The 13,493-nt window shown below is 62.2% G+C and carries 12 protein-coding genes; 7 read left to right on the plus strand and 5 right to left on the minus strand.

Going from position 1 to position 13,493, the window contains the following annotated elements:
* Positions 1 to 120: 120 nt before the first annotated feature.
* Positions 121 to 570, minus strand: coding sequence for a DNA polymerase III subunit chi (locus ATY75_RS04980; RefSeq protein ID WP_088936684.1), 450 nt, complete (start codon positions 568 to 570; stop codon positions 121 to 123).
* A complete protein-coding gene (locus ATY75_RS04985) occupies positions 570 to 2,060 on the minus strand; it encodes a leucyl aminopeptidase (protein WP_088936685.1) in 1,491 nt (496 codons plus the stop codon). The genes ATY75_RS04980 and ATY75_RS04985 overlap by 1 nt, the downstream gene beginning before the upstream one ends.
* Positions 2,061 to 2,203: 143 nt before the next feature.
* On the opposite strand from ATY75_RS04985, the gene ATY75_RS04990 reads away from it, so the two are divergent.
* The 7 genes from ATY75_RS04990 (at position 2,204) to rsmA (ending at position 10,661) form a co-directional block, all read left to right on the plus strand.
* A complete protein-coding gene (locus ATY75_RS04990) occupies positions 2,204 to 2,977 on the plus strand; it encodes a phosphatase PAP2 family protein (RefSeq protein WP_064837949.1) in 774 nt (257 codons plus the stop codon).
* A 100-nt stretch (positions 2,978 to 3,077) separates the two neighbouring features.
* Positions 3,078 to 4,259, plus strand: a complete 1,182-nt coding sequence (gene lptF / locus ATY75_RS04995; protein ID WP_064841304.1) for an LPS export ABC transporter permease LptF — start codon at positions 3,078 to 3,080, stop codon at positions 4,257 to 4,259.
* Positions 4,256 to 5,344 carry an LPS export ABC transporter permease LptG gene (gene lptG / locus ATY75_RS05000; protein ID WP_054181791.1) on the plus strand — a complete coding sequence of 363 codons (1,089 nt, stop codon included), beginning with the start codon at positions 4,256 to 4,258 and terminating at the stop codon, positions 5,342 to 5,344. Before lptF ends, lptG begins: the two co-directional genes overlap by 4 nt.
* Positions 5,344 to 7,689, plus strand: a complete 2,346-nt coding sequence (locus ATY75_RS05005) for an LPS-assembly protein LptD (protein ID WP_088936686.1) — start codon at positions 5,344 to 5,346, stop codon at positions 7,687 to 7,689. The genes lptG and ATY75_RS05005 overlap by 1 nt, the downstream gene beginning before the upstream one ends.
* A 165-nt stretch (positions 7,690 to 7,854) precedes the next feature.
* Positions 7,855 to 8,799, plus strand: coding sequence for a peptidylprolyl isomerase (locus ATY75_RS05010; protein ID WP_064837947.1), 945 nt, complete (start codon positions 7,855 to 7,857; stop codon positions 8,797 to 8,799).
* 6 nt (positions 8,800 to 8,805) lie between these two features.
* The gene (pdxA, locus tag ATY75_RS05015) at positions 8,806 to 9,834 is read left to right on the plus strand and encodes a 4-hydroxythreonine-4-phosphate dehydrogenase PdxA (protein WP_088936687.1); all 1,029 of its coding nucleotides are present in this window, start codon (positions 8,806 to 8,808) and stop codon (positions 9,832 to 9,834) included.
* A complete protein-coding gene (gene rsmA / locus ATY75_RS05020; RefSeq protein ID WP_088936688.1) occupies positions 9,834 to 10,661 on the plus strand; it encodes a 16S rRNA (adenine(1518)-N(6)/adenine(1519)-N(6))-dimethyltransferase RsmA in 828 nt (275 codons plus the stop codon). Before pdxA ends, rsmA begins: the two co-directional genes overlap by 1 nt.
* Here rsmA and gmk read toward each other — a convergent pair.
* The 3 genes from gmk to mltG are packed head-to-tail and all read right to left on the minus strand — an operon-like array spanning position 10,658 to position 13,468.
* The gene (gmk, locus tag ATY75_RS05025) at positions 10,658 to 11,320 is read right to left on the minus strand and encodes a guanylate kinase (protein WP_064837944.1); all 663 of its coding nucleotides are present in this window, start codon (positions 11,318 to 11,320) and stop codon (positions 10,658 to 10,660) included. The genes rsmA and gmk overlap by 4 nt on opposite strands.
* A 3-nt stretch (positions 11,321 to 11,323) precedes the next feature.
* Complete coding sequence (locus ATY75_RS05030; RefSeq protein ID WP_064837943.1) at positions 11,324 to 12,211, minus strand: YicC/YloC family endoribonuclease; 888 nt, start codon at positions 12,209 to 12,211, stop codon at positions 11,324 to 11,326.
* Positions 12,212 to 12,229: 18 nt separating this feature from the next.
* Complete coding sequence (gene mltG, locus ATY75_RS05035; protein ID WP_088936782.1) at positions 12,230 to 13,468, minus strand: endolytic transglycosylase MltG; 1,239 nt, start codon at positions 13,466 to 13,468, stop codon at positions 12,230 to 12,232.
* Positions 13,469 to 13,493: the final 25 nt, after the last annotated feature.

Below are 13,493 nucleotides of genomic sequence, written 5' to 3' on the forward strand. Positions count from 1 at the left end.
TTGGGACGCCTCCTTGGACTTGCAGGCTGAGCAACAAGACCCGCCGCAAGGGTCAGGTTTTTCGCAGGCCGACAATCGGTGCCATACTGGCGCCGATTGTCGGTATCTCCGCTTAAGCGCTCAAGCCTTCTTCTCCCACCGCCCTTCCGGCGTCTGCTGCCAATAGGTGAGGTTATGCCCCTCGCCTTTCAGCTTCTTCCATTGCGCCCGGGCCGCCTCCAGTTGCGCCTGGTCGTGACCGTCGAACATGAAGACGACGCGCTCATAGGCATCGACCGGCGGCGGCTCGGCGCCGTCGATGATGAAACGCACGGTCGCAGCATTGGCATTGCCTGAGGTCACCGTCAAAAGCACCGGCTGGCTTTCGGCGAAATCGCCCTCGTCGGTGCCGTGCGGCAGAAAACTCTCCTCGCGAAACGTCCAGAGATGCGCGTCGAGAGCATCGCGCCGCGCCGGCTCGCGCGTCTGGACGGCGACGCGCCAGCCGCGCTCGACGCTTTTGTCGATCAGCGGCGGAAGCGCGTCTTCCAGCCTGGTTTCGGTCAGATGATAAAAGAGAACGTCCGTCATCAGGCTTCATAATGGGCGCGAACGAGCTCGTCGAGCAGGCGCACGCCGAAACCGGAACCCCAGGACTGGTTAATCTCGTCCTGCGGCGAGCCCATCGCCGTGCCGGCGATGTCGAGATGCGCCCAGGGCGTGTCCTGTACGAAGCGCTTGATGAAATGCGCAGCGGTGATCGAGCCGGCCTGCCGGCCGCCGGTGTTCTTCATGTCGGCGAACTTGCTGTCGATCAGCTTGTCGTAATCCTTGCCGAGCGGCATGCGCCAGAGCTTCTCGTTTGTGGATAGGCCGGCTGCCGTCAGCTGCGCGGAAAGCTGGTCGTCATTGGAAAACAGGCCGGCATGCACATTGCCGAGCGCCACGACGATGGCGCCGGTCAACGTGGCGAGATTGATCATGAACTGCGGCTTGAAACGATCGTTGCAGTACCAGAGCGCATCGCAGAGCACGAGGCGGCCTTCGGCATCGGTATTGATCACCTCGATCGTCTGGCCCGACATCGACGTGACGATATCACCCGGACGCTGGGCGTTGCCGTCAGGCATATTCTCGACCAGGCCGATGACGCCGACGGCGTTGACGGCGGCCTTGCGGGCGGCGAGCACATGCATGAGGCCGGTGACGGCCGCCGCACCACCCATATCACCCTTCATGTCCTCCATGCCGGCGGCCGGCTTGATCGAAATGCCGCCGGTATCGAAGACGACGCCCTTGCCGATGAAGGCGATGGGACGATCCTTGGCTTTACCGCCTTTCCATTGCATGACCGCCAGGCGCGGCGGGCGGACGGAGCCCTGGGCGACGCCGAGAAGGGCGCCCATGCCGAAACGGCGCATCTCCTTTTCGGTCAGGATGTCCACTTCGACGCCGAGCTTTTCCAGCTCCTTCGCCTTGGCGGCGAACTCGACGGGGCCGAGCACGTTCGGCGGTTCGTTGACGAGGTCACGGGCAAGATTGACGCCGCCGGCAATCGCTTCGGAATCGGAAAACGCCTTCTTGGCACCTGCCGGATCGGCGGTGACGATCGTCACCTTGACGGATTTCCCGGCCTTTTCCTCGTCGTCGCTCTTCTTCGTCTTGTAGCTATCGAAGCTATAGGCGCGCAGCAGCATGCCGAGCGCGAAATCGGCGGCCGCCCGCGCGCTCGCCGGAAGGCCGGGCACGTCGATGAACACGGCCGCCTTGTCGGTATTCTTGATTCTCGCTGCCGCACAGCCGCCGGCCTTCAGCCAGTCATGGGCGGAAAGATCGGCGGCCTTGCCGAGCCCGATGACGACGATGCGCTCGACGGGCGCGCCTTCCGGGGCGACGATATCGAGCGCGCTCATGGATTTCGCGGAGAACCGGGCGATTCTGGCAGCCTTGGCGATCACGCCTGCCGGATCGGCTGTTTCGGCGCCGGCAGCGCTGTCGGCTTCGCCGGTCTTCAGCAGGATCGCCAAACCGCCGGTGAGCTTTGCCGACTTAGAAAATGAGATTTCGAACTTTGCTGACATGTCTTCTCCGCAGGGATTCTTGAAATCCGTTCCCGGCGGATAATTTCGCGTTTGGCGGGTCTGTCAATGGCTGGCGACAATTGTTATGGTCGCCCGCGGCCATCACGGCCCCCATGTTTTCGTCAGTTTCGTAGATATTCGCGTTGACAGTTTTTTCGAAAAATCGCCCGCGGGGGCCGGTCGTCCGCCTGCCTAAAACGACTTTCGGTGCATTCATGCTGTTGTTCTGGGTGTGGTGGGCGCTGCTTGCCGCCTTCCGCGCCTTTCCCGGGATAGACATCTACTTTTCCCAGCTTTTTTTTCTGGCCACGGATTGCGACCCGACGGCTGCGGCCGGAAGCATCTGCGGTGGCTTTCCCTATCGCGACTCGGGGAACTTCGACCTGCTGCGCACGATCTTCTTCCGCCTGCCCTATGTGGTGGCCATCGTGATGGCGTGGAAATTCATCGAATGCTACCAGCAGCACGGCGCGACCTTCAACGCCGAACGGGCGCGCAAGCTGAAAGTGGCGCTGGGAACGCTGCTGATCGGACCGGTGCTGCTCGTCAATGTCGTGCTGAAGGAACATTGGGGCCGGCCGCGGCCGATACAGACCGATATTTTCGGCGGCGCGCTGCATTTCGTCGAGGCCGGTTCGCTTGCCGGAAAATGCGTTTCGAACTGTTCGTTCATCTCTGGCGAGGCCGCGAGCGCCGGCTGGCTTTTCTGCCTGCTGCTTTTCGTGCCGAAATCCCTGCGGTATGCCGTGGCGGCACCCCTTGCGGCGATCTCGATCCTGACGCCTGCAATGCGGCTATCCTTCGGCGCGCACTACCTTTCCGACGTCGTTCTCGGATGGCTTTCATCGCTTGTCGTCTTCGCCGCGTTGCTGGCGTTAACTGAGTCGCAACAGCATCAAAAAAATTCTGAAAATTGAATGAATTTTTGACACCAGCTTGTCGCAATACGGCGACAAAGAGCGTAGAGGGTTTCTCCTGCAAAGCCGTTTGGGCGTGCAGGTGCTTTCAAGGGCAGGCATGAAACTACTCGAGACATACATATTGCGGCGCGTCGGCCAGATGTTTCTCGTGGCGCTCCTGCCCGTTCTGGCGATCATCTGGACGACTCAGGTTCTGCAGCGCATCAACCTGGTCACCGACAGCGGCCAGTCGATCGGTTCGTTCGCCAAGCTCGCGACGATGATCCTGCCGTCGATCATTCCTGTTGTCCTGCCCTTCGCCCTCGTCATCGCGATCACCCAGACGCTGACGACGATGAACAACGATTCCGAGCTGACCGTCATCGACGCGGCCGGGGCGCGGCGCAGCGTGCTGATCCGCCCGATCCTGCTGCTTGCCGCCGTCGTCAGCCTCTTTTCCTTCTTCGTCGACAACGTCGTCGAGCCGCGCGCAAAGACCGTCGTGCGCCAGATGATCGCCGAGACCTATGCCGATCTGCTGTCTTCGGTGATCGAAGAGAAGACCTTCCGCAAGCTTGATGAAGGCCTTTATGTGCAGATCTCGAAGCGAATGGCCGGCCGCATGCTGAAGGGCCTTTTCGTCGCCGACGAGCGCGATCCGGCCTACGAGCTGATCTATTATGCGAAGGAAGGCGCCGTCGACGATACGGGCACGACGCTGATCATGCATCAGGGCGAGGTGCACCGCAAAACGCCCGACGGCAATGTCTCGGTCATCAATTTCGATTCCTATTCCTTCGACCTCTCCGACATGACGGAAAATCGCGGCCAGGCGACGCTGCGCGCCAGCGACCGCGACCTGTGGTTCCTGCTCAATCCGGATCCGGCCGACAAGGACTATACGATCCGGCCGCAGAGCTATCGCGCCGAACTGCATCGGCGGCTGACGGACTGGGTCCTGCCTGTCGTCTTCGCGCTGTTTTCGCTGGCGATTGCCGGTGATGCGCGCTCGCACCGCGAAGCGCGGCTGCATCCGATGGTGAGCGCCCTCGCCTATGCCTTCGCGCTCAGATGGGCGGCGTTTTACGCTGCCAATCAGATCGATACCGATCCTGAATATATCGTCGTTCTTTATGCCATACCGATCGTCAGCAGCATCATCTCGATCGTCTTCCTCGGCCTGCACAAACGACTGGCCGTCCCGTCGTTCATTCGCGACCGGATGTCGTCTTTCTGGAGACGGACGCAGGAAAGGCTGCTTGCCGCAACCGGCAGGACCGGCGGAGATGCCGCCCAATGATGTTCGGGACATTGTCGCGTTATTTCTTTCGCCGCTACCTAGTGACGATGGGCTGGTTCCTGATCGGCGTCTCGGCGATCTCCTTCCTTCTCGATTTCAGCGAGACGGCGGGCCGGATGTCGGGCCTGCCCGGCTACACGATCGGCGGCGGCATTCTGATGACCGCCGTGCGCCTGCCGCTCATCCTGCAGCAGACGGTGCCGTTCATCGCGCTGTTCGTCGGCATGACGGTGCTGATCGGGCTCAACCGCAAATATGAGCTCGTCGTCACGCGCGCCGCCGGCATTTCGGTCTGGCAGTTCATGTTCCCCTTCATCGCCGGCTCGCTGATACTCGGCCTGCTGACGATGACGGCGCTCAACCCGCTTGCCGCCTGGGGGCAGCGCCAGGCGCTGCTCGTCGAATCCGACTGGCGCGGCGAGAACGCGGTTCTGCGCAAGGCGCCGCAGATTCCGTGGCTGCGCCAGATCAGCGGCCGGGACGATGTCATCATCGGCGCTCATACGGTTCAGGAGAACGGAACCAAGCTGATCGACGCCGTACTGATCCATTTCGATTCAAGCGGTCAGGTCATTCTGAGACAGGACGCCGCGACGGCTAAATTGGAAGATGGTTACTGGCAACTTAACAACGTTGTCGAGCGCAAGCCTGGCGAAATCCCGATGCGTAAAGCTTCGGTTCAACTTCGCACCAATCTGAAACAGGACTTCGTCCAGGAGCGGCTGACAGCGCCGGAAACAATTGGTTTCTTTGACCTTTCCAACCGCATCGCCGCGGCCAAATCCTTCGGCATCTCGACCAAGGCGCTGGAGACGCAATTCAACTCCCTGTTGTCCCAGCCGTTGCTGTTGGTGGCCATGACTTTCATTGCTGCAACAGTGTCCCTAAAATTTAGCCGGTTCAACCAATCCCGCTCGGTGATTCTGGGTGGCATCCTTTCGGGCTTCATGCTTTATGTCATCACCGTGCTTGTAAAGGCATTCGGAAGCAGTGGAGTCGTGCCTCCCTTCGTGGCGACCTGGATACCGGTGATCGTCGCGCTGGCCTTGGGTGCGACTATTCTGCTTCATCAGGAGGACGGCTAGTGGCGGCAGGCGACCGCAAGTATTTTAGTAAACAGTTGGTTGCCCTGCTCGTCGGCGCGACTCTATGTTCCTATTTCGGCAGTGTCCCGGTCTCTTACGGCCAGGCCAATACGTCCGCTCAAGATATTGGGAAGAAGATTCCGGAAGGGGCCAAGCTCCTGCTTTCGGCCAATGAACTCGTCTATAACCGTGACGCCGATCTGGTGTCGGCGGTCGGCGGCGTGCAGATCAATTATGCCGGCTACAAGATGGTCGCGCAGAAGGTCGAGTACAATCAGAAGACCGGCCGGATGATGGCGCTCGGCAATGTCGAGCTGGTCAGCCCGGACGGCAACCGCATCTATGCCGACAACCTAGACGTGACCGACAATTTCGCCGACGGGTTCCTGAACTCGCTGCGCATCGAAACCTCCGACAATACGCGTATCGTCGCCGAAAGCGGCCAGCGTGTCGGCGGCACGATGATGATTCTCAACAAGGGCGTCTACACCGCCTGCCTTCCCTGCGCCGAAGATCCGAAGCGCGCGCCTTTCTGGCAGGTCAAGGCCAAGCGCGTGATCCAGAACGGCGTGACCCACACGATCCGTCTGGAAAGTGCGCGTTTCGAGCTGCTCGGCTATCCGATCGCCTTCCTGCCGTTCATCGAGGTTCCCGACAATACGGTGAAGCGCAAGTCGGGCTTTCTCTTCCCGACGATGAGCCTGTCGCAGAATCTCGGCTTCGGACTTTCGATTCCTTATTATTACGTGATCTCGCCGAGCATGGACGCCACGGTCACCACCACCGGCTACACCGCCCAGGGCTTCCTCGTCGAAGGCGAATTCCGCCAGCGCTTCGAAAACGGTACGCATATCCTGCGCGTCGCCGGCATAGACCAGGCAAAGCCGGACAATTTCAGCTCCGGCACCAGCGATGCCGAAGCCAGTCGGCGTGGCATGGTCGCCTCGAAGGCCGAATTCCGCATCAATCCGCGCTGGACGTTCGGCTGGGACGTCATGGTGCAGAGCGACAACAACTTCTCGAAAACATACAAGCTGCGGGATTTCACCGCCACGGATCGCACGAACCAGATCTACCTGACGGGACTTGGGAAACGCAATTATTTCGACATGCGGGCGTTCTATTTCGACGTCCAGGATGCCGATCGGACGAATACGGCCGAAAAACGGCAGGCGATCGTCTATCCGTCGCTCGACTACCACTATGTGGCGCCGCAGCCGCTTGCCGGCGGCGAACTGTCGGCGGATGTCAACCTGACGAATATTTCGCGCACCCATGACGATTTCCTTACCACCGTCGACGGTTTCGACCGATTCCGCGGCCTGAAGGGACAGACCTCGCGCCTGACGGCCGAACTGCAGTGGAAGCGCACCTACGTCACGCCGACCGGCCTGGTGATCACGCCGTTACTGGCCGCGCGCGGCGATGCTTTCGCGCTTAACATGGACAGTCCGGTCAATGCCAACGGCGTTCCCTATGCCGGCAACTATCTCGACGACAATTCCGCCACCCGCTCGATGTTCACCGCCGGGCTGGAGCTGCGCTATCCGATCCTGATGACGACGGAGAACAGCACCCATATTCTCGAACCGATCGCGCAGATCTATGCCCGCCCCGACGAGCAGCTCGCCGGCCGGCTGCCGAACGAGGATGCGCAGAGCTTCGTCTTCGACGCCACCTCGCTGTTCGATCGCGATAAATTCTCAGGCTACGACCGCGTCGAAGGCGGCACCCGCGCCAATGTCGGCATCCAGTATACCGGGACGTTCGACAGCGGCTACAAACTGCACGGCATCTTCGGACAATCCTATCAGATTGCCGGCCAGAACTCCTTTGCAACCGATGATCTGGTCAATGTCGGTGCGGATTCCGGCCTGGAGACCGACCGTTCCGATTATGTCGGCCTTGGCGGCGTCGAAACACCGTACGGCGTGTCCGTCGCGGCCTCCTACCGCCTCGACGAGAAGGATTTCGAGTTCCGCCGCGGCGACCTGACGACGGCCTACCAGAACGACACCTTCCAGACGCAGGTGACCTACACCCATCTCAGCGCCCAGCCGGCCTATGGCTTTGCCGAGGACAACGACGAGATTCAGACGAGCAGCAAAGTCAAGTTCAAGGATTACTGGTCGATCTTCGGCGGTATCGCCTGGGATCTGAACAATGATGTGCTCAGCCGCCGGACGCTCGGTCTCTCCTATGAGGACGAATGCACGATCTTCACGATCGCCTATACCGATACCCGGGACTCCGACGACGAGTCGGCCAGCGACTGGACGATCGGCGCAAGGCTGACCTTCCGGACGCTCGGCGACATCAAGATCGGAACAAACACCCTTGAGTGACGGGCGGCCGGCGCAAACATGGCTTGAAGCCATTCTTTCGCCGTATGCCTGTGCAGGACATTGCCGCCAGTCGATATCTGAGGCATAGGGGTTTGGCCGCGTGTCTCGCACTGTGGTAAAAAACGCCGCGAACAACGTCTCGCGGCGCTATCGGGAGGTCAACAGATGATTGACGCGAAAAAAGCCATAACCAAGTTCCTCGCCGGGGCGGCGCTTGCCTTGCTGACGGGTGTTGCCGCTCCTGCACTTGCCGCAAGCGAGGTCAAGGCCGTGGTGAACGGCACCGCCATCACCAGCGGCGACGTCGCCAAACGCCAGGCCTTCCTGCGCCTGCAGCATACCAAGGCCGACGCCAAGGCTGCCGAGGAGCAACTGATCGACGAGGCGCTCAAGCGCCAGGAGGTTTCCCGCGTCCATATGTCGGTTTCGCAGCAGGACGTCGATGCGTCTTTCGCGCGCTTTTCGGCCGGCAACAAGCTTTCCGTCGCGCAGATGTCGCAGATTCTCGATCGCGCCGGCGTCGGCGTCGACCATTTCAAGGGTTTCATCGCCGTACAGATGAGCTGGCCGCGTGTCGTCAACGCGCGCTACGGTTCGACCTCGCGGCTGTCGAACTATGACCTCGTCTCGCGCATGATGCAGAACAACAAGCAGAAGCCGGTGACGACCGAATACATGCTGCAGCAGATCATCTTCGTCATTCCGCAGGCCAAGCGCAACGCCATCACCGGCAAGCGCAAGGGCGAGGCCGAGGCGTCGCGCGCGAAATTTCCGGGTTGCGACCAGGCAAAGGTCTTTGCCGCGACGATGCGCGATGTTTCCGTGCGCGATCTCGGCCGGATGCTCGCCCCCGAAATCCCGCCGGATTGGAAGCCGCTGGTCGAACAGGCCAAAGGCAATACGACAGGAACCCGCGTCACCGACAAGGGCGTCGAATATCTGGCGATCTGCAGCCAGCGCCAGGTTTCCGACGACCAGGCGGCGGAGATGGTCTTCCGCCAGGAAGATCTCGGCAAGGCCAAGGCCGACAAGGACGCCAGCCCGGAAAACGAAAACAGCAAGAAGTATCTGGATGAACTGCGCAAAAAGGCGCAGATCGCCTATCGTTGATCTGCGATGACGATACCGTTTTCGCAACCGCTTGCGCTGAGCCAGGGCGACCCCGCCGGCATCGGGCCGGATATTACGCTGATGGCCTGGCTCCGGCGGCGTGAACTCGGGCTGCCGCCTTTCTTCCTGATCGGCGATCCCGATGTCTTGGCATTGCGAGCCCGCCAGCTCAATCTTTCGGTTTCGATCCGCGGGGTCGATAAAGCCAGCGAGGCGGCCGGTCTATTTGCCGACGCGCTGCCGGTCATGACGGTGCCGGCCGGTATCGAAGTGGTGGCCGGCGAGCCGCATGCGGCGTCAGCGAAAGGCACGATCGCGGCGATCGAGAAAGCCGTGTCGCTTGTCATCAACGGCGAGGCGCTCGCGGTCGTGACCAACCCGATCGCCAAATCCGTGCTCTACGGGGCCGGCTTCCGGTTTCCCGGCCATACCGAATTTCTCGCCGATCTCGCCGCCAGGGCGACCGGCCGGCCGGTGACACCTGTGATGATGCTGTCGGGACCGAAGCTGCGGGCCATTCCCGTCACCATCCACATTGCGGTCCGGGACGTGCCGCAGGCGCTGAGCGGCAACCTGATCGTCGAAACCTGCCGGATCGCCCATGAAGACCTGAGGCAGCGCTTCGGCATCGAGGCGCCGCGGCTCGCCGTTGCCGGTCTCAACCCGCATGCGGGCGAAGGCGGGACAATCGGCAGGGAGGACGAAGATGTCATCCGCCCGGCGATCGAGCGCCTGCGCGACGAGGGCATCGATGCGATCGGCCCCCTGCCCGCCGACACGATGTTTCATGACGAGGCGCGGGCGCGCTATGACGTCGCCGTCTGCATGTATCACGATCAGGCGCTGATCCCGGCCAAGGCACTCGGTTTCGACGACAGCGTCAACGTCACGCTCGGGCTTCCCTTCGTGCGCACCTCGCCCGATCACGGCACCGCTTTCGGCATCGCCGGCAAGGGACTGGCGCGGGAGCAGAGCCTGGTTGCGGCGCTGAAGCTCGCCGCCCAGCTCGGCCGTAGTGCGGAAAGCCGCCGCTGATGGCAGCACTTGATGGCCTGCCGCCGCTTCGCGACGTCATCCAGCGTCACGGCCTCGACGCACGCAAGGCGCTCGGGCAGAACTTCCTGCTCGACCTCAACCTGACGCAGAAGATCGCCCGCACGGCGGGCGCGCTCGACGAGGCGACGGTCTTCGAGGTCGGCCCCGGCCCGGGCGGACTGACGCGGGCAATCCTGGCGCTCGGCGCCAAAAAGGTTATCGCCGTCGAGCGGGATACACGCTGCCTGCCGGCGCTCGCCGAGATCGCCGATCACTATTCCGGCCGGCTGGAGGTGATCGAAGGCGATGCGCTGAAGACCGATTTCGAGGCCTTGGCGCCGGAAGGCCCGATTAAGATCATCGCCAACCTGCCCTACAATGTCGGTACGCAGCTTCTGGTCAACTGGCTGCTGCCGAAGGCCTGGCCGCCGTTCTGGCAGTCGCTGACGCTGATGTTTCAGAAGGAAGTCGGCGAGCGTATCGTCGCCTCGGAAGACGACGACCATTACGGCCGGCTCGGCGTGCTCTGCGGCTGGCGGACGCAGGCGCGCATGGCCTTCGACGTGCCGCCGCAAGCCTTCACGCCGCCGCCGAAGGTAACTTCGACGGTGGTGCATCTGACGCCGCGGGAAAACCCCATCCCCTGCGCCGTTGCCAATCTGGAAAGAGTGACGCAGGCCGCCTTCGGTCAGCGCCGCAAGATGCTGCGCCAGAGCCTCAAACCGCTCGGCGGCGAGAGACTGCTCGTCAAGGCCGCGATCGATCCGGCGCGGCGGGCGGAAACCCTCTCGGTCGAGGAATTCTGCCTTCTGGCAAACAGTCTTTAGAGCGACGGCGTCTCTTCCAGCAGCTCGCGGACGAAATCGAACATGCCGTGGCGGCGGTCGCGGCGCAGGCGTTCGGCCTTGACGATCGACTGGACGGCGTCGAAGGCGGCATTGAGATCGTCGTTGACGATGACGTAGTCGTATTCGCGCCAGTGGGCGATCTCGGCGCGGCTGTTGGCGAGGCGCGTCTGGATGACCTCCTCGGAATCCTCGGCGCGGCGGTGCAGCCGCGACTGCAGCTCGGTCATGGTCGGCGGCAGCACGAAGATCGAGACGACGTCGGCCGACATCTTCTCCTGCAACTGCTGGGCGCCCTGCCAGTCGATGTCGAAGAGCATGTCGCGGCCCTCGGCCATGGCTTGCTCCACAGGCTCGCGCGGCGTGCCGTAGAAATTGCCATGCACCTCGGCCGATTCGAGCAGCGCATCGCTGTCGCGCATCCGCTCGAACTCGCGCACGCTCTTGAAGTGGTAATGCACATCCTCGACTTCGCTCGGGCGGCGCTGGCGCGTGGTGACGCTGACGGAGAGGCCGATTTGCCTATCCTGCTCCAGCAGCGTGCGCGCGATGGTGGACTTGCCGGCGCCCGACGGCGACGAGATGACAAGCATCAGACCGCGGCGGGCGATCTGGACGGGCGAGGATTTCGCCGGTTTCATGTCTTACTCCAAATTCTGGACCTGCTCGCGGAACTGGTCGATCACGACTTTCAGCTCGATGCCGGCGGCGGTGACCGCCGAGGCATTCGACTTCGAGCAGATGGTATTCGATTCGCGGTTAAATTCCTGTGCAAGGAAGTCCAGCCGGCGTCCGGCAGGGCCATCTTTCACCAGGAGATCGCGTGCTGCGGCAACGTGCGCCTTCAGACGGTCGATTTCTTCGCGCAGATCCGCCTTGGTCGCCAGCAGTGCGGCTTCTGCATGCAGCCGGTCGCGGTCGAGCGCGGCCATGCCGTCCATCAGCAAGGCGACCTGCGCGGTAAGCCGAGCGGCAATCTCCTGCGGCGAGCGTGAGGGATCGGCCTCGATCGTGCGCGTCAGGCCTTCGATCGTCGTCACATGGTCGAGGAGAATGCGGGTCAGCGCCGATCCTTCCTGTTCGCGCATGGCCCGGAGATCGGCAAGGGCTGCCAACAGGCCGGCAGTGATATCGGCGTCACGGGCGGCGAGTGCTTCCTCGCCATCCTCGCCTTCGCGAAACTCCACGATGCCGCGCACCAGCAGCAGCGTATCGAGCTTCAGCGGCGCCGGATCGATCACGCCGTCCAATTGCTCGCGCATCGCAAGCACGGCTGAGAGCGCCTGCCTGTTCAGCACGGCCTCGAAGCGGTTCTCGTCGGCGGTGACGGACAGGGATGCCTGCAGGTTGCCGCGGCTGAAGCTTTCGCCGGCAAGGCGGCGGACGTCTGCCTCCATGCGTTCGAGGCCGGGCGGCAGGCGCAGCCGCAGGTCGAGGCCCTTGCCGTTGACCGAGCGCAGTTCCCATGCCCAGCGCCAGCGGCCGCTCGTTCCCTCGCGCCGCGCAAAACCGGTCATGGACTGCAAAGCCATACGAGCCTCCAGAAGCTATCAGTTGATCTTCTTTTTCTTCGGCGGCGTGACGGCAGCGCCGTCGTCGGCCGGCTGCTCTTCAGGCTGGCCGTCGACTGCGATGTTCGGGTCCGAGCCCTTGTCGGCTTCGAGCTTGCGCCACCGCTTGACGTTGGCATTGTGCTCCTCGAGCGTCGCCGCGAAAACATGGCCACCGGTGCCGTCGGCGACGAAATAGAGGTCCTGGGTCTTCCAGGGATTGGCGACGGCCTCAAGCGCATCCTTGCCTGGATTGGCGATCGGCGTCGGCGGCAGGCCCTTGATGACGTAGGTATTATAGGGCGTTTCGCGCTTCAGGTCCGACTGATAGATCGGCCGGTCGGCCGGTTTGCCGTCGCCGCCGAAGAGGCCGTAAATGATCGTCGGGTCGGACTGCAGGCGCATGCCCTTGCCGAGCCGGTTCAGGAAAACCGAGGCGACATGGGCGCGTTCGTCGGCAACGCCGGTTTCCTTTTCGACGATCGAGGCGAGCGTCACGAATTCTTCCTTGGACCGCAGCGGCAGCGAGGAGTCGCGTTTGTCCCAGATCTGATCGACGATTTTCTGCTGTGCCGCCGCCATCTGCTGGATGATCTCCGAGCGCTTGGTGCCGCGCGAAAATTTGTAGGTATCCGGGCGCAGGCTGCCCTCTTGAGGCAGGGCGGCCGGCAGATCGCCTTCCAGCACCTGATCCTCCAGCATGCGGTTGAACATCTGGCGAACCGTCAGGCCCTCGGGGAAGGAAACGGAATAGAGAATGGATTTGCCCGATTTCAGAAGCTCCATGATATCGCTCATGGAGGCTCTGGCCTTGATCTCATATTCACCGGCCTTCAGGCTCTCGCCGGCAGACAGATGCGTTGCCGTGAGATAGCGGAAGATGCGGGCATCGCTGATGATCGCATTGCGCTCGAGGTTCGAGGCAATTTCAGCCAGACCCGCGCCATTGCGGATGATGAAATTGGTATTGGTCTGCAGCGGACCGGGATTCCGATAGGTCGAGGTGGCGTAGTAGAAGCCGATGACGGCGACGACGCAGACCAATACCGCCATCGTCATGATGAAGTTCATGAACAGAACGACCTGGCCGCGGGCTTTCTTGGACCGCTTCGGCGGCTCCGGAACACGCTCCGGACGCAGGGCTTCGCTCGGCGACTTCGGGATGATCGGTCCCTTCTGCGCTTGCCGGCCGTTCTCGCCCTGCGGGGCATCGTTGCTCTGGTTCGTCGTATCGCTCACCGGCAATCCTCTAAAACTTGACCCT

Source organism: Rhizobium sp. N122, assembly GCF_002211295.1.
In the GTDB taxonomy this organism is placed as follows: domain Bacteria; phylum Pseudomonadota; class Alphaproteobacteria; order Rhizobiales; family Rhizobiaceae; genus Rhizobium.